General features: G+C 71.4%; 19 protein-coding genes. 2 read left to right on the forward strand and 17 right to left on the reverse strand.

Annotated features, from left to right (window positions below):
- Positions 1-16: 16 nt before the first annotated feature.
- From ACZ69I_RS19700 to ACZ69I_RS19710, 3 genes are all read right to left on the reverse strand, one after another.
- Positions 17-1,222, reverse strand: coding sequence for an MBL fold metallo-hydrolase (locus ACZ69I_RS19700; RefSeq protein WP_470833546.1), 1,206 nt, complete (start codon positions 1,220-1,222; stop codon positions 17-19).
- Between the two features lie 238 nt (positions 1,223-1,460).
- Positions 1,461-2,294 carry an SGNH/GDSL hydrolase family protein gene (locus ACZ69I_RS19705; protein WP_470833547.1) on the reverse strand — a complete coding sequence of 278 codons (834 nt, stop codon included), beginning with the start codon at positions 2,292-2,294 and terminating at the stop codon, positions 1,461-1,463.
- Between the two features lie 129 nt (positions 2,295-2,423).
- Complete coding sequence (locus tag ACZ69I_RS19710) at positions 2,424-4,514, reverse strand: alpha-galactosidase (RefSeq protein WP_470833549.1); 2,091 nt, start codon at positions 4,512-4,514, stop codon at positions 2,424-2,426.
- Positions 4,515-4,670: 156 nt separating this feature from the next.
- Here ACZ69I_RS19710 and ACZ69I_RS19715 point away from each other — a divergent pair, with 156 nt between their 5' ends.
- Positions 4,671-5,459: an ArsR/SmtB family transcription factor gene (locus ACZ69I_RS19715; RefSeq protein WP_470833551.1), complete on the forward strand. Its 789-nt coding sequence runs from the start codon at positions 4,671-4,673 to the stop codon at positions 5,457-5,459.
- A gap of 22 nt (positions 5,460-5,481) precedes the next feature.
- Here the strand turns inward: ACZ69I_RS19715 and ACZ69I_RS19720 are convergent, their stop codons facing one another.
- Entirely contained in the window at positions 5,482-6,531 is a 1,050-nt protein-coding gene (locus ACZ69I_RS19720; protein WP_470833553.1) for an aldo/keto reductase, read from the reverse strand.
- A gap of 234 nt (positions 6,532-6,765) precedes the next feature.
- Between ACZ69I_RS19720 and ACZ69I_RS19725 the strand changes: the two genes are divergently transcribed.
- Positions 6,766-7,572, forward strand: a complete 807-nt coding sequence (locus ACZ69I_RS19725; RefSeq protein WP_470833554.1) for a tyrosine-protein phosphatase — start codon at positions 6,766-6,768, stop codon at positions 7,570-7,572.
- Between the two features lie 25 nt (positions 7,573-7,597).
- Here ACZ69I_RS19725 and ACZ69I_RS19730 read toward each other — a convergent pair whose 3' ends face one another.
- The 13 genes from ACZ69I_RS19730 to ACZ69I_RS19790 form a co-directional block, all read right to left on the reverse strand.
- Positions 7,598-7,714, reverse strand: a complete 117-nt coding sequence (locus tag ACZ69I_RS19730; RefSeq protein ID WP_389712427.1) for a DUF6126 family protein — start codon at positions 7,712-7,714, stop codon at positions 7,598-7,600.
- A 53-nt stretch (positions 7,715-7,767) separates the two neighbouring features.
- Positions 7,768-8,418: a helix-turn-helix domain-containing protein gene (locus ACZ69I_RS19735; protein ID WP_467673165.1), complete on the reverse strand. Its 651-nt coding sequence runs from the start codon at positions 8,416-8,418 to the stop codon at positions 7,768-7,770.
- A gap of 84 nt (positions 8,419-8,502) precedes the next feature.
- A complete protein-coding gene (locus ACZ69I_RS19740) occupies positions 8,503-9,888 on the reverse strand; it encodes an aspartate aminotransferase family protein (RefSeq protein WP_467673167.1) in 1,386 nt (461 codons plus the stop codon).
- Entirely contained in the window at positions 9,885-11,795 is a 1,911-nt protein-coding gene (gene dxs / locus ACZ69I_RS19745; protein WP_470833556.1) for a 1-deoxy-D-xylulose-5-phosphate synthase, read from the reverse strand. The genes ACZ69I_RS19740 and dxs overlap by 4 nt, the downstream gene beginning before the upstream one ends.
- An 86-nt stretch (positions 11,796-11,881) precedes the next feature.
- The gene (gene hpnH / locus ACZ69I_RS19750) at positions 11,882-12,904 is read right to left on the reverse strand and encodes an adenosyl-hopene transferase HpnH (protein ID WP_467673171.1); all 1,023 of its coding nucleotides are present in this window, start codon (positions 12,902-12,904) and stop codon (positions 11,882-11,884) included.
- Positions 12,905-12,909: 5 nt separating this feature from the next.
- On the reverse strand, positions 12,910-13,563 hold the full coding sequence (locus ACZ69I_RS19755) for a phosphorylase family protein (RefSeq protein WP_467673173.1): 654 nt from the start codon (positions 13,561-13,563) through the stop codon (positions 12,910-12,912).
- Positions 13,563-15,587, reverse strand: a complete 2,025-nt coding sequence (shc, locus tag ACZ69I_RS19760; RefSeq protein WP_467673175.1) for a squalene--hopene cyclase — start codon at positions 15,585-15,587, stop codon at positions 13,563-13,565. The genes ACZ69I_RS19755 and shc overlap by 1 nt, the downstream gene beginning before the upstream one ends.
- A 135-nt stretch (positions 15,588-15,722) precedes the next feature.
- The gene (locus ACZ69I_RS19765) at positions 15,723-16,856 is read right to left on the reverse strand and encodes a polyprenyl synthetase family protein (RefSeq protein WP_467673177.1); all 1,134 of its coding nucleotides are present in this window, start codon (positions 16,854-16,856) and stop codon (positions 15,723-15,725) included.
- Positions 16,853-18,262, reverse strand: a complete 1,410-nt coding sequence (gene hpnE, locus ACZ69I_RS19770; protein ID WP_470833839.1) for a hydroxysqualene dehydroxylase HpnE — start codon at positions 18,260-18,262, stop codon at positions 16,853-16,855. The genes ACZ69I_RS19765 and hpnE overlap by 4 nt, the downstream gene beginning before the upstream one ends.
- A gap of 124 nt (positions 18,263-18,386) precedes the next feature.
- Entirely contained in the window at positions 18,387-19,337 is a 951-nt protein-coding gene (gene hpnD / locus ACZ69I_RS19775) for a presqualene diphosphate synthase HpnD (protein WP_470833558.1), read from the reverse strand.
- On the reverse strand, positions 19,334-20,227 hold the full coding sequence (gene hpnC / locus ACZ69I_RS19780; protein WP_470833560.1) for a squalene synthase HpnC: 894 nt from the start codon (positions 20,225-20,227) through the stop codon (positions 19,334-19,336). Before hpnC ends, hpnD begins: the two co-directional genes overlap by 4 nt.
- Positions 20,228-20,576: 349 nt before the next feature.
- The gene (locus tag ACZ69I_RS19785) at positions 20,577-21,362 is read right to left on the reverse strand and encodes an ABC transporter ATP-binding protein (protein ID WP_389712069.1); all 786 of its coding nucleotides are present in this window, start codon (positions 21,360-21,362) and stop codon (positions 20,577-20,579) included.
- Positions 21,355-22,293 (reverse strand): ABC transporter permease, encoded by a 939-nt coding sequence (locus ACZ69I_RS19790; protein WP_389712070.1) that lies wholly within the window; start codon positions 22,291-22,293, stop codon positions 21,355-21,357. The genes ACZ69I_RS19785 and ACZ69I_RS19790 overlap by 8 nt, the downstream gene beginning before the upstream one ends.
- Between the last annotated feature and the right edge of the window lie 10 nt (positions 22,294-22,303).

The raw sequence follows: 22,303 nt of genomic DNA on the forward strand, positions 1-22,303 counted from the left end.
GGCCCCGTTGGCACCGCTACCCGACGGGCGTCGTCTCGTGCTCCCCGTCGCCCGACGTGGGTCCCGCGACCGAGCGGACGACCAGGGTCGACGCCCCGAGCCAGCCGCCGTGCGGCTCCACCGCCACCCCGCGCCACCACAGGGAACCCGGCACGGAGTCCGCCCCGGGCTCGAAGGGCTCACCGGGACAGGGCAGCGCGACCGTGGCGCCCGCCCTGCGCGCGGCCGCGACCGTGCCCTCGCCGGGCTCGGACCAGGCGTGCGGGGCGAGGTTGAACGTCCCCCAGTGGATCGGCAGGAGCACACCCCGCGGCCGGCCGCCCTGCAGGTCCAGGTGGGCCTGCATGCCCTCGTCCGGCGTCATGTGGATGTCCGGCCACCACTCCGAGTACGCGCCGATCTGGATCATCGTGACGTCGAACGGGCCGTGCTCCGCGCCGATGTCGCCGAAACCGGGGAAGTAGCCGGTGTCGCCGCTGTGGTAGACGCGGTGCTCCGGTCCTGCCACCGCCCAGGACGCCCACAGCGTGTGCTGCTGGTTGCGCAGGCCCCGGCCGCAGAAGTGCCGCGCGGGGGTGGCGGTCAGGGTCAGCCCGCCCACCTTCGCCGTCTCGTTCCAGTCCAGCTCGCGCAGCCGGTCCGCCGGTACGCCCCACCGCTCCAGATGGGCGCCGACGCCGAGCGGGACCGCGAACACCGTGTCGGTGCCGGCCAGCGCCTTGATGGTGGGCATGTCCAGGTGGTCGTAGTGGTCGTGCGAGATCACCACGGCGTCGACCGGGCCGAGGGCCGCGAGGGGCACCGGCACCGGGTGCAGCCGCTTGGGCCCGGCGAAGGAGAACGGCGAACACCGCTCGCCCCACACCGGGTCGAAGAGCACCCGGTGCCCGTCGATCTCCACCAGGACGCTGGAGTGACCCATCCAGGTGACGCGAAGCCCGTCGGCCGACGGCCTCGCGAGGTCGGCGAGGGTCGTGGGGTGCACCGGGATCGTGCCCGCCGGGCCGCGGCGCAGCCGCTCCTCCTTGCGGAAGTAGATCTTGGCGAACTCCAGGCTTGACCCGGTCGGCCGGGTCCGGGCGCCCACGGGGTTCTGGAAGGAGCCCTCGGCAACGGAGTAGTTCGGGGATCTGCGGATCCGGGCCAGCCGGGCACCTGCGGGATCCGCGCCGAAGGGTGCGGTGCGCAGCGAGCGGAGCCCGGGGATCAGGGACCGGGACACGGGACCTCCTGAGGGGGGTGGATAGGCCTCTTCATTATGTCCACCGGCCCGCGGCGAGTCCTGCGCGGGCGGCCGAGACCCCTGCCACGTCCGCGAAGCTCCTCTTCCCGGGGTCTCCCCAGGACCTCCCCCGGTGCGAGGGGCCGGGTACGGGGCGCGACGAGGGCACACACACCGTCAGGCGCCCCGCGGACGGGGCGCCTGACGGTCTTCGCAGAATCGATCCAGTGGCCGTTGTTCAGGAAGCGGCCTCGATCTGCATCTTGATGGTGTGCGGGTTGCGGAAGCCCTTCGCCTCCACGTGGTCGCCCGAGCTCTCGCCCCGGATGCGCCGCCCGATCCACGGCACCAGGTACTCGCGCGCCCAGTGGATGTCGTCGCGCCGCACCTCGAGGGTGCCGCGCGGCGGCAGCGGGGGCCACGCCTGGTCGGGGTCCGCGGGCACGTCGAGGCCCAGGACCTGACCGGCGCGCAGCGCCACGCGCGTGTGCCCCTCGGCGGAGAGGTGCAGCCGGTCGCCGTCCCAGGCCCTGCGGTCCTGCACGGTCCTGAGGGACCACAGGTCGAGCACGGGGCAGCCGTACCGGTCGGCGATGGCCCGGACGTGCATGTTGTACGTGGCGATCTTGCCGCGCAGGTGCTTGAGCACCGCGACGCCGCGGGTGTCGAACCCGGTGGTCACCATGACCGTGCCGATCGCCGACGAGAGGTCGGCCACGGCCCGTTCGAACCGCTCGGCGACCTCGTCGGGGTCGGTGCCGGGACGGATGATGTCGTTGCCCCCGGCGCAGAACGTCACCAGGTCGGGGGCGAGCTCTTTGGCGCGCGGCAGCTGGTCCTCGACGACCTGGTCGAGGAGCTTGCCGCGGACGGCGAGGTTGGCGTACCGGAAGGTGTGCTCGGGCACCCGGTCGTCGAGGAGGACGGCGAGCCGGTCGGCCCAGCCGACGAAGGCACCGTCGGGACCGGGGTCGCCCACGCCCTCGGTGAAGCTGTCGCCGAGCGCCGCGTAGGAGTTGAATACGCCGTTGTTGATGGGGTGTCTGATGAAGGATGTCCACTCTGCGCTCACGGGGTAACATCCTTCACCTCCCTAAGTGACCTACGCCACCGTAGGGAGGGGTTGACGGGGCGTGAGATAAGCCACCGGTCAAGTTTCGTTCAACTCGGAATAAGTGCAGGGTCCACCTTTCGGTGCACGTCACACCCGGCGCAGCCGGAACACCGCCGCGTCGAGGTCGCCCGCGAGCCCGGTCCGCAGCCCGCGGTGGAGCAGCACGGCACCCCGGTGCGTCTCCCCCGTGTCCGCACAGAAGTAGGCCGCCCCGGGGTCGAGCCCCCGCAGCCGCAACGGCGCCGGTTCCTCGCCGTACGCCTGCGCCGGTAGCCAGGCCAGGACGACGGACGTCTCCCCGCGGACGTACTGCACGGCGCACGGCCCGCCGTCCGCGGGGCGGAGCCGGTAGAGGTCCCCGAGCTGGACCACCGGCCTGATCTCCTTGTAGAGATCCACCCAGTCGCGGGCCTCGGCGAGCTCGTCCTCGCTCCACCGGGTGAGATCTCCGCCGATGCCGAGGACCCCCGCCATCGCGCTCACGAATCGGAAGCTCAGCGAGCTGACCCGCCCGTTCAGCTGGACGTTCGGGCTGTCGGTGACCCAGGCGGCCATCACGCGCGCGGGGTGCAGCTGGCTGAAGCCGTGCTGGATGGCCAGCCGGTCCAGCGGATCGGTGTTGTCGGAGGTCCACACCTGGTCGGTCCGGGAGAGGATGCCGAGGTCGACCCGCCCGCCACCGCCCGAGCAGGACTCGAAGGCCACCGTGGGGTGCGCCGCGCGCAGCCGGTCCAACAGGTCGTAAAGGGCGTGCACATGGCCCGTCCACAGCGCCTGCGGGCAGGCCGCGCCGGGCCTTCCGACATCGGTGAACGGGCGGTTGAAGTCCCACTTCACGTAGTCGATCGCGGCGCCGGAGAGGAGGGCGTCGAGCCGCTGGTACAGGTGGGCGCGGACGTCCTCGCGCGTGAGGTCGAGCACCAGCTGGTTGCGGAACTCCGTGCGCGTACGGCCCTGTTGGTGCTGCACCCAGTCGGGGTGCGCGCGGTAGAGGTCGCTGTCGGGGTTGACCATTTCCGGCTCCACCCAGATCCCGAACCGCATGCACAGGGCGTGCACCTCGTCGGCGAGCGGTGCGAGCCCGTCGGGGAAGCGGTCGGGGTTGGGCGTCCAGTCGCCGAGGCCCGCCCGGTCGCTGACCCGCCCGCCGAACCACGCGTCGTCGACGACGAACAGCTCCACGCCGAGCGCGGCGGCCCGCCGGGCGAGCTCGCGCTGCTGCCCCTCGGAGATGTCGAAGCCGGTGGCCTCCCAGGAGTTGTAGAGCACCGGCCGGGGCGTCCCGGCGTCCGGGATCACGTACCGGCGCTGATAGGCGTGCCAGGCACGGCTGGCGCCGCCGAAACCCCGGTCGGACCAGAGCCCCGCGAAGACGGGGGTGGCGACGGCGGTCCCCGGAGCCAGGCACAGCTGCCCCGAGTCGTCGTGTCCGCTGCCGCCGGTGATCTGCACGGCGCCGTCCGGCAGCCGGTGCACGGAGATGCGCCACGACCCGGACCAGGCGAGCGCGCAGGTGTAGACCTCGCCGCTCTCCTCGGTGGCCCCTTCCGCGTCGAGGGCGACCCAGGGCAGGTGGTGGTGCCCGGTGTGCCCACGGCGGCTGCCGATGACCTGCTCGCCGTACGTCAGGGCGGAGCGCGCGAGGCGTGACTCGGCGGCCCAGCGGCCGTGCAGCTGGGAGAGGCGCCAGTGGTCCCGCCGGGGCAGGGTCCAGGTCGCAGCGTCCGCGCGCAGCAGCTCCAGTTCCGGCGCCCCGGCCGCCCGGTCGAGGACGAGGATCGCCCGACGCTCGACGATGTCGCCGCGCAGCCGGTAACCGAGCGTGATCTGTAGGTGGTGCAGGGGGTCGAAGAAGTGGACCTGGAGCTCGTCGTCGTCGGCCGCCGCGCCGCGGTACTGCCACTCGGTGCCGCGCACCCCGCCGCCGCGCACTGAGAGGGCGGGCGGCACGAAGCGTGGCCCGCCCTCCACGGGGTACTCCTCGCGGCCGTCGAGCGGCGATTCGAAGGGCCGCCCCGCCGGCAGCGGCTCGGCGGCCAGGGCCTCGGCGTCGGCGAGGGTGATCCGCGGCCCCCAGTGGAGGTGCAGCAGTTCGTCGCGTTCCGTGAGCCGCAGGGCGTAGCTGCTGGTAGGCCCGGAGAGCAGCCACACACGGCCATCGGTGCCGGTCTCGATCATCGGACCCCCGCCCGAGCCAAGGTCTGCCGCAGGCGCGTCAGGGACGTACGGCACGCCAGGCCCGTCAGCGTACGCCGCTTCCGATTGACACGCAGCCAATTGGGTGCCAATGATGGACAGGCAGCCTTTCAGCTGCATGACTGGGGGTGACAGAGAGTGGACGCGGCATTCAAGGCCCTTGCCGATCCGAGCCGACGGCAGCTCCTCGACCGGTTGCGGGACCGCAACGGACAGACCCTGCGGGAGCTGTGCGCGGGCCTGGACATGGCCCGCCAGTCGGTGAGCAAGCACCTGACCGTGCTGGAGGAAGCCGAGCTGGTGACCACGGTGCGGCGGGGGCGGGAGAAGCTGCACTACCTGAACGCCGCTCCGATCAACGCCATCGCCGAACGCTGGATCAACCGGTTCGACCGCGGCCGGGCGCACGCCCTCGCGGACCTGAAGAGAGCATTGGAGCAGACCCCCATGGACAGCAGGACGTTCGTGTACACGACGTACATCCGCACCACCCCCGAGCGGCTCTGGCAGGCGCTGACCGATCCGGCCTTCACCAGCCGCTACTGGGGCGTGAGCTTCGCCACCGACTGGGCGCCCGGGTCCCCGATGACCTGGACCGAGACCGGGGCCACCACCGAGGACCCCGAGCAGGTCGTCCTCGTCCACGAGCCGCACCGCAGGCTCGCGTACACCTGGCACACCTTCAGCCCCCAGTGGGCCGAGGCCAACGGCATCGGCGAGGAGCTGCGGGCGGAGCTCGCGAGCGAGCGCCGTTCGACGGTCACCTTCGACCTGGAGCCGCAGGGCGACCAGGTCAAGCTGACCGTCACGCACGACTTCGACGCGGCCGGCACCCTGCACTCCATGTGCAGCCAGGGATGGCCGCCCATCCTCTCCAGCCTCAAGACGCTCCTGGAGACCGGCGAGCCCCTGGGCGACTCCCGCTGAGGGTGCGTGTCGAGGGCTCGCCTCAGACGGCGGACCTGGCGGCGGCCGGACGGCGCCGGAGTTCCGGTGCGGTGAGCGACGGCGGGGCCCAGACGCCGTCCGGCGGGTAGATGTCGGTGCCGGGCGGGACGATCGCGTCGATGCGGTCGAGGGCCGCGTCGTCGAGGACCACGGAGGCGCCCTTGAGCGTGTCCTGCAGCTGCTCCATCGTGCGCGGCCCGATGATCACCGACGTGACGGCCGGGTGGGCGAGCGGGAAGGCCGTCGCGAGCTCCGGCAGGGAACACCCCACCTCGTCGGCGACGGCGACCAACTGCTCGACGGCCTCCAGCTTCGCGACGGTGCGCGGCGCCGAGGGGTCGAAGCGGTCCGGGAACACGGTGGGCCGCCCACTGCTCAGGTCGGCGCTCCGGCCGAGGCGGTAGCGGCCGGTCAGGAACCCCGAGGCCAGCGGGGACCAGGTCAGCACGCCCATGCCCAGGCGCTGTGCCACCGGCAGCACGTGCTTCTCGATCCCCCGGGCCAGCAGCGAGTACGGCGGCTGCTCGGTGCGGAACCGCTGGAGTCCCCTGCGCTCGGCGACGTGGTGCGCCTCGACGATCTCGTCCGCGGGGAAGGTGGAGCAGCCGAACGCCCTGATCTTGCCCTGGCGCACCAGGTCGGTCAGCGCGGAGAGCGTCTCCTCGACGTCGGTCGTGTGATCGGGCCGGTGCACCTGGTAGAGGTCGATCCAGTCCGTCCCGAGCCGCCGAAGGCTCTCCTCCACCTCGTGGACGATCCAGCGCCGCGAGTTGCCGCCCCGGTTGGGGCCCTCCCCCATCGGGAAGTGGACCTTGGTCGCGAGGACAACGTCGTCGCGGCGGCCCTTGAGCGCCTTGCCGACGATCGTCTCCGACTCCCCGGCCGAGTACATGTCGGCGGTGTCGACGAAGTTGATGCCCGCGTCCAGGGCGGCGTGGGTGATCCGGACGCAGTCGTCGTGGTCGGCGTTGCCGATGGGCCCGAACATCATGGTGCCCAGGCAGTAGGGGCTGACCTCGATGCCGGTCCCGCCCAGAACCCGATGGCGCATGCAACTCTCCTTGGCCGATGTCCTGTTGAGCTCCGTGACTGTACGAGTTGGAGAGCGCTCCAGGGCAAGCGAATATCGCCCCCGTGAACAGCGCGTGAGGTGGCAGGCCGGGGCCGCCGAGGGGCCCGGGAGGAGCTCCGTCGCAGGGGTGATTGCCTCAGGTACCCATGTCGTATCGTCAAAGACGCATCCACCCGGCGAGCCGCGCCGGCCGCAGAGTTTCGAGGAGAGCCCGTGACACAGCAGGTCCCGCCGTCAGAGCTGTCGGAGCCCGAGCTGACCGGAGTGCGCAATTTCCGTGACGTGGGCGGTCTGCCGACGGTGGACGGCCGGCGCGTCCGCCCGGGCGTGCTCTTCCGCAGCGGTCACCTGGCGCACGCCACCGCGAGCGACGCCGCCTTCCTCTCCTCGCTGGGCCTGCACACGGTCTTCGACTTCCGCAACGCCGCCGACCAGCGCCTCGAAGGCCCCGACATCGAGCTGCCGGGCGTGCGCAACGTGAATCTGCCGCTGACCGACCCGGCCGACGGCGCCGAGTTCTGGAAGATGGTGCGCGACGGCGACCTCGACCAGCTGCGCGGGATCCTCTCCGACGGCCGGGCCGCGGGCCGCATGGAGACCGCGTACCGCACGATCATCAAGGAGCGCACCGCCGAGCACAGCAAGGTGCTGCACGCCCTCGCCGAGGACAGCGTGCCCGCGCTGATGCACTGCGCGGCGGGCAAGGACCGCGCGGGCCTCTCCATAGCCGTGACGCTGCTCGCCGTGGGCGTCGAGCGCGACGCGATAGAGGCCGACTACCTCGAGTCGAGCGCGTCGCACCGCCGCTACAAGGTGCACCGCTCCGACAGCTCGTCGAACGCGACGCCGCCCGAGGTCATGGAACTCCTCGACCCGCTCTTCGACGCCCGCGCCGAGTACCTGGCGGCGGCGTACGAGACGATCGAGCAGACCTGGGGCGACGTGGACACGTACTTCACCGACGGGCTCAAGGTGAGCGCCGGGACCCGTGAGCGCCTCCGCGAGCGGCTCCTCGACTGAGCGGCCCCTCGGCCGAGGCGGGCTCCTACTGGTTCTTCGCGCCCAGCTCGAACAGCAGGTAGATGAAGGCCGCGAAGATGTGGCCCACCGCCACATAGATGATCAGCCGGACCCAGAGCGCCCGGGGGAACTTCTCCTGCATGGTGTTGCGGGCGGGCCGCTCCGGCTGCGGGGCTGCCTGCTGTTCCGGTTCCGTCATGTCGGTTCTCCCTGGGTGGGGCCGCCGAGGCACAGCGCGGTGGCGGGGCTCTGCAGCAAGGTGTGGACGAAGAGGAAGTCGGCGCCGTCCCGGTCGGCGGCGGCGATGCGGTGCGGGGTCAGCGAGTCGAAGTGCGCGCTGTCCCCCGGTTCGAGCAGGTGCACGGTGTCCCCGAGGTGCAGTCGCAGCCGCCCCTTCAGGACGTACAGCCACTCCTCGCCGGGGTGGACGCGCACGATGTCGCCCTGCGCGCCGTGCGGTACGTGCACGCGCAGCGCCTGCATGCCGCGTCCCGGGGCGCCCGCCTGCCAGTAGGTCCAGCCGCCCGCCCGGGTCGGTTCCATGTCCGGTGCGCGGACGACCGCGTCCCGGTCCGCGACCGTCTCGCCGAGCAGCTCCGAGACCGTCGTACCGTAGACGCGTGCGAGCGTGAGCAGCATCGGCAGCGAGGGCTGGCGCTGCCCGGTCTCCAGGCGGGAGAGGTGGGCGGGCGAGAGCCCCGCGGTACGGGCGGCGGCCTCCAGCGTGAGGGACGCCCGGCGGCGCAGTTCGCGCAGCTGGGGCGCCACGGCGGGCAGCGCGTCGGCCGCCGGTGACGGCTCGGCGGCCGCCCCCGGGTCGGGCTCCGTGGGCTCGGCAGGGCTCATACCCTGATTGAGCCAGAGCGTTGCCTCCCGGGCAAATTTCTTGCCCGAGAGGCAAATTCCGCAGGCTGCGCCGGGCGTCGGCTCTCAGCGGTGCGCGACCGCCTGCTTCACCAGCGTCCTGCCGAAGTCCCACATCAGGCCGCCGCCGCTGTGCGCGTCGTCCATCACCGCCGTGAAGGCGGCCACGAAGCGGTCCACCTCCTTCTCCCCCACGGTCAGCGGCGGGATCAGCTTGATGACCTCCAGATGGTCCCCGGACACCTGGGTGAGGATGCGGTGCTTCTGCAGCAGCGGTACGACGACCATCTGCGCGAAGAGCCCCTTGCGGGCGGCCTGCAGCATCGTCCAACGCCCGCGCAGCTTCAGCGACTTGGGCCGCCCGAACTCGATGCCGACCATCAGGCCCCGGCCGCGCACCTCACTCAGCAGCTCGTAACGGTCCACTAGCGCGGCGAGGCGGGACTTCAGCAGCTCCCCCGTGGCCCGGGCGTTCTCGACGACCTTCTCGTCCTCCATGACGGCGAGCACGGCGAGGCCCGCCGCCATGGCCTGCGCGTTCGAGCCGAAGCTCGCCGAGTGCACGAGCACCCGGTCCATCGACGAGTAGACCTTCTTGAAGATCCAGTCCTTGCCGAGCGTCGCGCCGACCGGCACGTAGCCGCCCGAGAGCGCCTTGGCGACGCAGACCAGATCGGGCTCGACGCCCTCCTCGTGCTGGTACGCGTAGAAGTCGCCGGTTCTGCCGAGGCCCGTCTGCACCTCGTCGGCGATCAGCAGCGCCTTGTGCCGGCGCAGCAGCTCCTGGGCCGCGCGCAGGTACCCGGGCGGTGGCTCGTGCACGCCCTTGCCCTGGATGGGCTCGACGATCAGCCCGGCGACGTCGCCCTTCGCCAACTCCCGGCGCAGCGCGTCCAGATCGCCGAGCGGCACCGCGGTGTCGGGCAGGAGCGGCGCGAAGCCGTCCCTGAACCCGTCCTCGCCGTTGACGGAGAGCGAGCCGGTGGTCAGCCCGTGGAAGGCGTGCGCGCAGTAGAGCACCCGCGGCTTCCCGGTCGCGTAGCGCGCGAACTTCAGTGCCGTCTCGACGGCTTCCGTGCCGCTGTTGCCGAAGAAGACCCGGTCCAGGTGCGGGCTGTGGCTGAGCAGCCGCTCCGCGAGCAGGCCGGGCAGCGGCTGGCAGTCGAAGCGGGTGAGGTCGGCGAGCGAGGCGTCGAGGACGTCGTGCAGCGCCTTGCGTACGACGGGGTGGTGCCGGCCGAGGCCCATCACGCCGAAGCCCGCGAGCATATCGAGGTAGTCGTTGCCCTCCGCGTCCCAGAAGTACGCGCCCTCGGCCCGCTCGTAGACCTTGTCGAAGCCGATGGTGTGCAGCATGCGCGGCAGTTGGTGGTTGAGGTGCCGCGTGTGCAGCTCGTACCGCTCGGCGCCCCGCTCGGCGAGGAGTCTGCCGAGGTCGAACTCCTTGGTCATGCGCTGTGCTCCTTGCCTGAACCCTGCTCCTGTGCGCCCTCCTTGGCCGCGAGCGTGGCGCCGATCCGTCCCGCGATCTCGACCGGGGTGAGCCCGAGGTCGGCGAGGACCTCGCCCCGTTTGGCGTGCGCGAGGAACTGCTCGGGGATGCCGAACCGCCGTACGGGCACGTCCACTTCGGCCTCGCCGAGGGCCAGCGCGACCGCGGCGCCGACCCCGGCGGCGCGGCTGTTGTCCTCGACGACCGCCACCAGCCGGTGGTGCGCGGCGAGCCCCGGCAGCTCGGCGTCGACGGGCTTGACCCAGCGCGGGTCGACGACGGTGCAGCGCAGCCCGCGCGCCCGGAGCAGCTCGGCGGCCTGCAGGCAGACCGGCGCCATCACCCCGACCGCGACGAGCAGCACGTCGGGATCGTCGTCCGTCAGCAGCAGGTCCATGCCGCCGAGCCGGTCGACGGCGGGGATCGCGGGCCCCACCGACTCCTTGGGGAACCGCAGCAGCGTCGGCGCGTCGTCCACGGCGACCGCCTCCCGCAGCTGCGCCCTCAGCTGGTCGGCGTCGCGCGGCGCGGCGATCCGCAGCCCCGGCACGACCTGCAGGATGGACATGTCCCACATGCCGTTGTGGGAGGCGCCGTCGACACCCGTGACCCCCGCACGGTCGAGCACGAAGGTGACCCCGCACCGGTGCAGCGCGACGTCCATCAGGAGCTGGTCGAAGGCGCGGTTGAGGAACGTGGCGTAGACGGCGACGACCGGGTGGAGGCCGCCCGTCGCGAGCCCGGCGGCGGACACCGCGGCGTGCTGCTCGGCGATGCCGACATCCCACACCCGGTCGGGGTAGGCGGCCGCGAACTCCGTCAGGCCGACCGGGCCGAGCATCGCAGCGGTGATGGCGACGACGTCCCGGCGCTCGGCGCCGATGCGGACGATCTCGTCCCCGAACACCGAGGTCCAGGAGGGCCCGCCCGCGGGTGCGAGCGGCTCGCAGGTGAGCGGGTCCATCACGCCCACGGTGTGGAAGCGGTCCGCCTCGTCGGCGAGCGCGGGTTCGTAGCCGCGGCCCTTGTCGGTCAGGCAGTGGATGAGCACGGGGCCGTGGAAGCGCTTCGCGCGCCGCAGGGCCGACTCGACGGCGCCGATGTCGTGCCCGTCGATCGGCCCCACGTACTTGAGCCCCAGGTCCTCGAACATGCCCTGCGGCGCGAAGGCGTCCTTGAACCCCTTCTTGGCGCCGTGCAGCGACTCGTACAGCGTCTTGCCGACGACGGGAGTGCGCTGGAGCATGTCCTTGCCCCAGGCGAGCACCCGCTCGTAGCCGTCCGTCGTGCGGAGCGTGGCGAGGTGGTTGGCGAGGCCGCCGATGGTCGGCGCGTACGAGCGCTCGTTGTCGTTCACGACGATGATCAGCGGCCGGTCCTTGGCCGCCGCGATGTTGTTGAGCGCCTCCCAGGCCATGCCCCCGGTGAGCGCGCCGTCCCCGATGACGGCGACGACGTGCCCCCGCTCGCCGAGGACCTGGCGCGCCTTGGCGAGGCCGTCCGCCCAGCCGAGCGCGGTCGAGGCGTGGCTGTTCTCGACGATGTCGTGCTCGGACTCCTCGCGCGAGGGGTAGCCGGAGAGGCCGCCCTTGCCGCGGAGCTTGGAGAAGTCCTGCCGTCCGGTGAGCAGTTTGTGCACGTAGCTCTGGTGGCCGGTGTCCCACACGAGCCGGTCGACGGGCGACTCGAAGACCCGGTGGAGTGCGATGGAGAGTTCCACCACCCCCAGATTGGGCCCGAGATGGCCGCCCGTCCTGGCGACCGCGTGCACCAGGAACTCCCGGATCTCCCCCGCCAGTTCGCCGAGCTCGGCGCCGGAAAGCCTCTTCAGGTCCCGCGGCCCCCGGATGGTCTCGAGAATGGTCATGCTCGGGCCCCCTCTCTGGTTCTTCTCAGCTCACGGTGACGGGGGGCACCCCTGACGGAGTGCCCCGGCCCGCCCGTTCACGTGCGTCACCCGCGGTTGCCTGAGACCGTCTCGCGGGCCGCCCTGATGGACTCCTTGAGGGAACCCATGGTGGCGAGGACGGCGGTCGGTTCGTAGCCGCAGTGCGCCATGCAGTTGGCGCACCGCGGATCCTTGCCGCGGCCGTACTTGTTCCAGTCGGTCTCCTCGATGAGCTGGCGGTACGTGGGGACGTAGCCGTCGCTCATCAGGTAGCAGGGACGCTGCCAGCCGAAGAGCGAGTAGTTCGGGATCGCCCACGCGGTGCACGGGAAGTCCGCCTTGCCCTCCAGGAAGTCCAGGAAGAGCGGCGAGTGGTTGAGGCGCCAGCGGCGCCGGTTGCCGCCGGCGAAGGCCTTCTTGAAGAGCTCCCGGGTCTGGTCGACGCCGAGGAAGTGCTCCTGGTCGGGCGCCTTCTCGTAGGCGTAGGCGGGCGAGAGCATCATCTCGTCGACCTGGAGGTCGTCGTTGAGGAAGTTCAGGACCTCGATGATGGTCTGGGGGGTGTCGGTGTTGAAGAAGGTCGAGTTGGTGGTGACCCGGAAGCCGCGCCGCTTGGCCTCCTTGATGGCCTCCACCGCCTCGTCGAACACGCCCTCCTTCGCGACGGACTCGTCGTGCCGCTCCCGCATGCCGTCGATGTGCACGGCGAACGCGAAATACGGCGAGGGCGTGAACTTCTCAATCTTCTTCCGCAACAGCATCGCGTTGGTGCAGAGGAAGACGTACTTCTTCTTCGCCACCAACTGCCGCACGATCTCATCGATCTGAGGATGCATCAGCGGCTCGCCACCGGCGATGGAGACCATCGGCGCGCCCGATTCGAGCACCGCGCCCACGGCCTGCGCCACCGGCATGCGCTGCTTGAGCACCCCGGCCGGGTGCTGGATCTTGCCGCACCCCTCGCACTTGAGGTTGCAGGCGAAGAGCGGTTCCAATTCGACGATCAGCGGAAATTTGTCGCGCTTGCGCAGCTTCTGTTCAAAGAGATACGTAGCTACCTTGATGGACTGACGAAGCGGCATGGCCATCTGGCTCACCTCCGGGGGAGCAGCGAAGAACGGTGCCATTCAAAGAAAGCGGGGAGCACGGCACGAAGAACGCGGAAGGCTGATATTCCACCGCGCACCGTGCCGATGCGGACGAGTTCGTACTGAGGGGCATCCACGACCACCCGGACGGCGGCAACGGGCCGCTGTCCGGCGCGTACGGCACTGCGCAGCGTCGCGGCGGACTCCATGTCCACCGCGATCGCGCCGGTGGCCAGGAGCTCGCCGCGCTCCTGGCCCCGTACGACGTGGTCGGAGCCGGTGAGCGGTCCGGTGTGCACGGCGCGTCCGGGCAGGGCCCGCGCCAGCTCCTCGACCAGCAGACCGGCCCCCGTGCAGGCGGTGCTGCCGCGCGCGTCCCTGGTCTCCTCGGCGACGACGAGGTCGCCGGGGCGCATACCGGGGGCGAGTCCGGCACAGAAGCCGGTGGCCAGGACGGCCGCGTCGCGCAGGGTTTCCTTGCCGAGCGCGTCGTCGACGGCGCGCTCGGCGTTCTTGGGGCCCATGCCGGTGCGCAGCACCGTCATGGGGCGGGGGGCGCCGCTGCGGTCGCCCGTGCGCAGGGCGAAGCGTTCGATGCCGAGCGCGCACGCGATCAGCAGCGGCACGGTGCCCGGCCGCGGAGCCGGGGTCCGGTCCATCAGCTGCCCTTGCCCGGACGTGCGGCGGAGCCTTTCGCGAAGGGCTCTCCGTTGACGTACCTGCCGAGCGCGGTGAGCGGGAACACCTGCCGGTACAGGTGGTAGTTGATGGAGAAGTCCCAGGGGAAGCCGGTGCCCGTGAAGTACGGCTCGTCCCAGGAGCCGTCCGCGCGCTGGTTCTCGACCAGCCAGGCGATGCCCCGCTCCGCGGACGTGCCCCCGGCCTCACCCGCCGCGAGCAGCGCGAGCAGCGCCCAGGCGGTCTGCGAGGCGGACGACGTGCCGTGGCCGACCCAGCCGCGGTCGCGGTAGGAGCGCAGGTCCTCGCCCCAGCCGCCGTCGTCGTTCTGCACCGACTCGACCCACCGCACCGCGCGCCGGATCGCCGGGTGCGCGGCCGGCAGGCCCGCCGTGACCAGGGCGGGCACCACCGACCCCGTGCCGTAGATGTAGTTGACGCCCCAGCGTCCGAACCAGGCGCCGTTCTCCTCCTGTTCGGCGAGGAGCCACTCGATGCCGCGCCGGGTGCGGGGGTCGTGGGACTTGCCCTCGACGGCGAGCATCTCCACCACGTGGCCGGTGACGTCGGCGGACGGCGGGTCGATGACCTCGCCGAAGTCGCAGAACGGCAGCCGGTTGGGGAAGGGGCTGGTGTTGTCGACGTCGAAGGCGGCCCAGGCGCCGTTCTTCGACTGCATGCCGAGGGTCCAGCGCATCCCGCGCTCGATGGCGTTCTCCAGGCGCGCCTTGTCCGGGTGCGCGACCCGGCGCAGCGCGAGGGCGACCTCGGCGGTGTCGTCGATGTCCGGGTAGTTGTCGTTGTGGAACTCGAAGGCCCAGCCGCCCGGCGCGAGGGCGGGCCTGCGCACCGACCAGTCGCCCGGCCGCACGATCTGTTCGGAGATCATCCAGTCCGCGGCCTTGACCAACTGCGGGTGGTCCGCGGGCAGTCCGGCGTCCGCGAGCGCGATCGTCGCCAGGCAGGTGTCCCACACCGGCGACTGGCACGCCTCGATCATGCGGGCGCCGTCCTCGCGCCACACGGCGAACCGGTCGAGGGAGGCGAGCCCGGCCTTCAGCACGGGGTGGTCCAGGTCGTAGCCAAGCAGGTGCAGCGCGATGATCGAGTAGACGGCGGGCGGCTGGATCCCGCCCCAGCAGCCGTCGTTCTCCTGCCGCTCGATGATCCAGCGGGCCGCGCTGTTCATCGCGGCCCTGCGCACGAAGCGCGGCGCGACCTTGTGGTAGACGTGCAGCGCCTTGTCGAGCCGTTGGAAGACGCCGTCCCAACTGCCCACGGGGGCGAGGGGTTTGGCGGGGTTCGGCACGCGTGCGTCGGTGTGCAGCTCGTCCAGGGCGAAGGGCGCGGGGCGGACCGGCCGCTTGGCGGAGACGATGGTCAGGGGCACTATGGTCTGCCGCGCCCAGCAGCCGAAGTCATAGATGTTGAGCGGCACCCACTGCGGGAAGTAGATGAGCTCGGGCGGGAGTTCGGGCAGGTCGTCCCACTTCCACCAGCCGAACAGGGCGAGCCAGATCCGGGTGAAGACACGGGCCGAGGCGATGCCGCCGTGCTCGCGGATCCACGCCGAGGCCTTCGCCATGTGCGGCTCGTCGGGCCGGTCGCCGGCCAGGCGCAGGGCGACGTACGCCTCGATGGTGGTGGAGAGTTCGCCGGGCCCGCCGAAGAAGGTGGCCCAGGTGCCATCGTCGCGCTGCTCGCCGCGGATGAACAGCGCGGCGGCGCGCGTGGTCGGCTCGTCCCGGATGCCGAGGAACTGGCGGAGCAAGAGGTCCTCGGAGTCCATGGTCACATTGGTCTCGAGGTCGCCCTTCCACCACCCCTGGGCGTCCTGCCGGGAGAGCAGGTACTCCGTGGACCGGCGCATGGCGCCCGCGGCGGCTTCGCGGGTGTCCGACGTCGCGACGGTCGTGTCGGTCCGTTCCACGGATTCGGTGGGTCGGCTGGCCGAGGCTGCGCGGGGCGTGGCCGCTCCGGTGCTTCCGTCGGTCGTCGCTGTCATGGCTTCCCCTTCGTGCAGTGCGGTGGCTACGTCTGCTGTGGGTCCGCCGTCGGCCGACGCGGGGCGCCGGCCGGCGACTGCCTGGGTGTCCAGGGGGTCACACCCCGGAGCTCCCGGATGTCCGCGCAATCACCCTCATCTCTCTCGTACGACGACGAAGTCGGCGAGCGCGACGAGCTGCGCCCGCACCCGCTCCGGCATCCGGACACCGTCCAGCGCCTCGATGGCGATGGCGTGCTGGCGCCGGGCCTCCTTGGCGGTCCACTCGCGGCCGCCCGACTCCTCGATCAGGGCGGCGCGCGCGGCGAACTCCTCCTCGGAGAAGTTCTCGAACTCGCTGCTCTTGGCGTCCGCGGCGAGCAGTTCGCCGAGCCGCTCCGACGCGGGTCCGCCCGCGGCGAGCGCGGCCACCACGGGCAGCGACTTCTTGCGCTGACGCAGATCGCTCCACGTCTGCTTTCCGGTGGCCTCCGGGTCGCCCCAGATGCCGAGCAGGTCGTCCACGGCCTGGAAGGCGAGGCCGAGGTGGTAGCCGTACTTCTCCAGGGTGTCGGCGGTGTGGTCGTCCGCGCCGCCGAGCACGGCGCCGATGGAGACCGCGCAGGCGAGCAGGGCGCCGGTCTTCTTGCCCTCCATCTCCAGGCACTCCTCGACGGTGACCCGGTCGCGGTGCTCGTAGCTGATGTCCTGCGCCTGGCCGTCGATCAGCGCGCGCGTGGCGGTGATGAGGCGGCGGGTGGCGCGGCCCGCCTCGACGGTGCCGAGCTCCAGGAGGATCTCGTTGCCGAGGGCGAAGAGGGCGTCGCCGACGAGGATGGCCTGCGCGGGGCCGTGCACCTTCCACACGGTGTCGCGGTGGCGGCGCTGCTCGTCGCCGTCCATCAGGTCGTCGTGCAGCAGGGAGAAGTTGTGTACGAGCTCGACGGCGACCGCGCCGGGCACGCCGACCTCGGGGGGCGCGCCCGCCGCCTCGGCGGAGAGCAGGGCGAGCGCGGGACGCACGGCCTTGCCGCCGTCGCCGTCGGAGGGGTTGCCCTCGGCGTCGATCCAGCCGAAGTGGTAGGCGGCCACGGTGTCCATGGGCGGCGCCAGACGGTCCACCGCGGCCCGCAGCACCGGGGTGGCCAGCGTCCTTCCTTGTTCGAGCAGTGAGGTCACGTCCACCGTGTCGGCAGCCGTTTTCTCGGCCGAGGGCACAGTCGGCACAGTTTCTCCTCTTGTTCCGGTGCTGGTTCCCTGGGGACCTGACCCCAGGTGGTCGAGCTTCACGCCGCCGCCTCCTCGAACGAGAAGAGGTGGTCACGGGGGCGGTCGAGGGTGGAGAGGGCGGCCTCGGCCGCGCTGATGCCGCTGCGTACGGCGCTCTCCATGGTCGCGGGCCACCCGGTGGCGGTCCACGCGCCCGCGAGGTACAGGCCGCGGGCCTTGGTGCGGGCACCGGGGCGGAGCCTGCCGACGCCGGGTGTGGGCGCGAACGTCGCCGTGCGCTCGCGGGTGACGAAGAAGTCCCGCACCTCTGCGCCGTGCGCCGCGGGCAACAGCCGTTCCAGTTCGGGCAGATAGCGCTCTCGCAGCGCGGCGACGGGCGCGTCGATCTCGTTCTGCGCGACGGACTGGGAGAGCGCCAGGTACTGCCCCTCGGCCAGGCCGGACGCCTCGGTCCGGTCGAAGACCCACTGCACGGGGGTGCCGAGGGCGGCGAAGAACGGCCGCTTCAGCACCTTCCTGTCGTACACGACGTGGATGTTGAGGATCGGCGCGGTGTCGATGTCGAGCAGCCGCTCGGGCCGGTCGAGCGCGCCGTCCGGGAGGAGGTCGTGCGCCTCGTGCTGCGGCACGGCGAGCACGACGGTTTCGGCCTCGATGCTCTCGCCGGGAACCTCCACGCGCCAACCGCCGTTGTCCGTACGGGAGATGGAGGTGACTCGTGTCTTCAGTTCCGTACGGACTCCCGCGGCGTCGAGCGCCTTGCGGGCCAGTTTGTCGTGCAGATCACCGAGGGGCACCTGGGCCCAGCCGATGTCGGCGGCGCCCGGTTCGGAGAGCAGCCCGGTCTTGAACACCATCGCGGCGAGCCCCAGCGAGGCGTCTTTCGCGACGGCGTTGAGCGTCGCGACGCCCACGAGGTCCCAGAGCGCTTCGATGGCGCGCGGCGACTGACCGTGCCGGGCCAGCCAGCTGCCGAAGTCCTGGCCGTCCAGGACGGGATCGGTCGGGTCGAGCCCCTTGAGGGCGAGCGCCGCGCGCCCCACGTTGGCGCGCTCGGCGAGCGACAGGTGCGGGTACGTGGCCAGGCTCGCCGCCAGGTGCAGCGGCACGGGCAGCGCGGTGCGCCGGAGTCGGCCGAGCCGGTTCCGGTCGGCGTCGAGCACGGGCACGTCGAGACGTTCCTGCAGGGGCGCGAGGTGCGCGCCCTCGACGCGGTCGAGGAACCACCGGTAGGCGGTGCAGCAGCGCAGATAGACGTGCTGGCCGTTGTCGACGGTCAGGGCGCCGCGCCGGAAGGAGAACGCGAGCCCGCCGAGCCGCGGCCGCCCTTCGAGCAGCGTCACGCGCAGTCCCGCGTCGGCGAGCGCGAGCGCGGCGGTGACGCCCGCGAGGCCGCCGCCGACCACCACGGCGGCCGCCCCTTCGGAGCGGCCTTCGGCGTCCACGTCCGCCCCTTCGGGCTGCATGTCCTCGCTCTTCACGCCCCCACCCCTTCGGCCGTTGCAGTCTGGGACGCGGCCTCGGAGCGGAGGGTTGCCCGCCGCTTCGCGGACGCCGCCCCAGCCGCCCCACGATCACTCCGGACGCGCATCACGCACGCCTCCAGACGGTCTGTCGTGACACGCTCCGCGCGTCGAGTCCGGACAGCCCGCGCACGGCGACGTACGCCTTCTCGCGCCCCGGCAGCGAGACGCGGCCGCGCAGCACCGCCTCGGGATCGCGCTCGATGCGGTCGAGCAGCCTGCGGTAGATGCCGGCCATGGCCGCGACGCAGGCGCCGCTGCGCCGGTCGAGCATGGGCAGCAGGCGGTAGCCCTCGGCGAACAGGGCCCGGGCGCGGCGCACCTCGAAGTGGACGAGGCCCGCGAAGTCGGACCCGGCGGGCGGCTCGGATCCGGTGAACCCGGCGGAGCAGCCGAACTTGGCGAGGTCGTCGGCGGGCAGATAGGTCCGCCCGTCCTGCGCGTCCTCGCGAACGTCCCGGAGAATGTTGGTCAGTTGGAGCGCGAGACCGAGCGTGTCGGCATACTCGGGCGCGCGCTCGGCGTGGAGCGCCCCCCGTTCGGTGCCGAACACGCCGAGGGAGAGCCGCCCGATCGCCCCCGCCACGCAGCGGCAGTAGACCTTCAGGTCCTCCCACGTCTCGTACGTCCCACCGCGTACGTCCATGAGGACGCCGTCGATGAGTTCGTCGAGGCCGTCCATCGGGATCGGGAAGTGGGTCGCCGCGTGCGCGAGGGCGACCGCCACCGGGTCGGTGTCGTCCTCGTGCACCTCGCCCGCGCGGATCCGGGCGAGCAGGGCCCGGGTGTCGTCGAGCCGGGCCGTCTTGATCTCCGGCGCGAGCACGCCGTCGCCGATGTCGTCCACCCGCCGCGAGAGGGCGTAGAGCGCGGACATGGCCCGCCGCTTCGGCGTCGGCAGCAACCTGATGCCGTACGCGAAGTTGCGTGCCTGCTGTCCGGTCACGGCCTCGCAGTAGCCGTACGCGGCGAGCACCGACGCGGACACGCGCGGATCCGACTCCACTGCCCGGCTCACCCCTCTCCTCGCAGAACTGCACCCGCCTCGCGCAGCATGCGTGGCTTGGTGGGTCTGGGTGGTCCGGGCAGTACGTCGTACCCCGCGGCGACGATCGCCCGGACCGCCGCTCTCCCCCCTGCCACGAATCCGGCAAGCAGCAGCTTCAGCCTGCCGTGGACGCTACCCACCAGGGGGGTGCCTTCATTCAGGAGGCACCGGGCGCGTTCCGTTTCGTAGGCGACCAGGGCGCGCACCGATGCGCCCGCTGTCGGCCGGGACAGGTCTGACTCGCTCACGTGGAACTGCTTCATGTCCTCAACCGGCAGGTAGATGCGGCCGCGCCGCAGGTCTTCGGCGACGTCCTGGATGTGCTCGACGATCTGCAGGCCGGTGCAGACGGCGTCCGAGCGGCGGATGCGCTCGGGGGTCTCCGTACCGGTGATGGCCAGGACGAGTCGGCCGATCGGGTTCGCGGAGAGCGCGCAGTACGCGACGAGGTCGTCGTAGGTCTCGTAGCGGGTGACGCGCTGGTCCCGGCGGTTGGCCTCCAGCAGGCCGAGGAAGGGCTCCACCGTCAGGGTCCCGCGCTCGGCGGCCGGCCGCAGCGCCCGCACCAGCGGGTGGCCGGGGTCGGCGCCGCCGAAGACCTTGCCCAGATCGGCCTCGACGGCGTACAGGAGGCTCAGCGGGTCGCCGGGGCCTTCGAGGCCGAGGTGGCGGGCGTGGGCGGCACCGGGCGCGAGGTCGCCGTCGCCGATGTCGTCGATGAGGCGGACGACGCCGTAGACGGCCATGAGGTCGTCACGCCAGGCCCGGGGCAGAAAGAAGGGAGCCACCGGGAAGTTCTCGTCCGCGGCCTTGTCGAGGACGGCGGATGCATCGCGGAGCTGGAGATCATCCGTAGCCATTGCCGTCACATCTCCCGTTCTACACTGCCGACCCAATACATCCTATTTCGGACACGCCGCCCAGCCCTCTCCGAGGCGGGCCGTGCTCCGGGCCGGGACGCCGCGCGATATCGCCCCACTTGCCGCGAATCAGCACTGCTACAGCTTACGTTGTACAACCACTCAGCCATCGTCGGGGTGTTCGGCGCATCACAACAACACACCGATTGGCCTCAATCTTCCCTGGGCACACGCGAGTTGAGTGACCCATGTGGCTCAGGGGAGACACCATGCCATGACAGTGCCCCGCCGGATTCCTCCCGGCGGGGCACTGCTGTCGAACGGGTGCGCGCCCGTTGGCTCGAACGGACTACTTGCCCGTGAACTTCTCGTACTCCTTTATGACCTCGTCGGTCGGGCCGTCCATGCGCAGCTCGCCGCGCTCCAGCCACAGGACGCGGTCGCAGGTGTCACGGATGGACTTGTTGTTGTGGCTGACCAGGAAGACCGTGCCCGCGTGCTTGCGGAGCTCGCGGATGCGGGCCTCGGAGCGCTTCTGGAACTTCCGGTCGCCGGTGGCCAGGGCCTCGTCGATCATCAGGACGTCGTGGTCCTTGGCCGCCGCGATGGAGAAGCGCAGGCGGGCCGCCATGCCGGAGGAGTAGGTGCGCATCGGCAGGGTGATGAAGTCGCCCTTCTCGTTGATGCCCGAGAAGTCGACGATCTCCTGGTAGCGCTCCCTGATCTGCTCGCGGGACATGCCCATGGCGAGCCCGCCGAGGATGACGTTGCGCTCGCCCGTCAGGTCGTTCATCAGGGCCGCGTTCACACCGAGCAGCGAGGGCTGGCCGTCGGTGTAGACCTTGCCCTTCTCGGCGGGCAGCAGGCCGGCGATGGCACGCAGGAGCGTCGACTTGCCCGAGCCGTTGGAGCCGATCAGGCCGATGGCCTCGCCGCGGTAGGAGGTGAAGCTGACGCCGCGCACGGCGTGCACCTTGCGCACCCCGCGCTCCTCGCCGCGCCGCAGCATGCGGCTCAGCGCGGAGGTGGCGCTGCCCTTGCCCGTCTTCGCGCCGTTGACGCGGTAGACGATGTGCAGCTCGTCGGCGATGACGGTGGGGATGTGCCCCTTGTCGGTGATCTTGTCGTCAGCCACGGCCGTAGCGCTCCTCAGCCTTCCAGAAGTACACGAAGCCGACCGCGCCGATCACGACCGCCCAGCCGATGGCGAAGATCCACACGTGCGGGGGCAGGTAGGAGGATCCGTAGTCGTCGATCAGGGCGAAGCGGATCAGGTCCATGTAGATCGAGGCCGGGTTCCACTGGAGCACGTCCCCGACCCAGCCGGGCACGTCCTTCTTGTCCGCGAGCATCGCGGGGATGCTGAACATGACGCCCGAGGCGTACATCCAGGTGCGCATCACGAACGGCATCAGCTGCGCCAGGTCGGGCGTCTTGCTGCCCATCCGGGCGAAGATCAGCGCGAGCCCGGTGTTGAAGACGAACTGCAGGGCCAGCGCGGGCACCACGAGCAGCCAGGAGAAGGCCGGGTAGATCCCGAACCCGACCATGATCACGACGAGCACGATCATCGAGAAAAGCAGCTGCTGGAGCTGCTGGAGCGCGAAGGAGATCGGCAGCGAGGCCCGCGGGAAGTGCAGGGCCCTGACCAGGCCGAGGTTTCCGGCGATCGCCCGCACGCCCGCCATCACCGAGCTCTGCGTGAAGGTGAAGACGAAGACGCCCGTCACCAGGAAGGGCACGTAGATCTCGTGCGGAATGCCCTTCCTCGCGCCGAGGAGCAGTCCGAAGATGAAGAAGTAGACCGCCGCGTTCAACAGCGGCGTCGCCACCTGCCAGAGCTGGCCGAGCTTGGCCTGGCTGTACTGGGCGGTCAGCTTCGCCTGCGAGAAGGCGAGGATGAAGTGGCGTCGTCCCCAGAGCTGGCGGACGTACTCGAAAAGTCCGGGCCGGGCGCCGCTGACGGTCAGACCGTACTTGGCGGCGAGTTCGGATCGGGAGAGCCCGTCATCGGGCGACGGAGACGCGGTCACCGCGACTCCGCCGTCATGCGTTGTCTCACTCACGAGTGGAAAC

This window comes from Streptomyces sp. NPDC036815 (genome assembly GCF_055609205.1).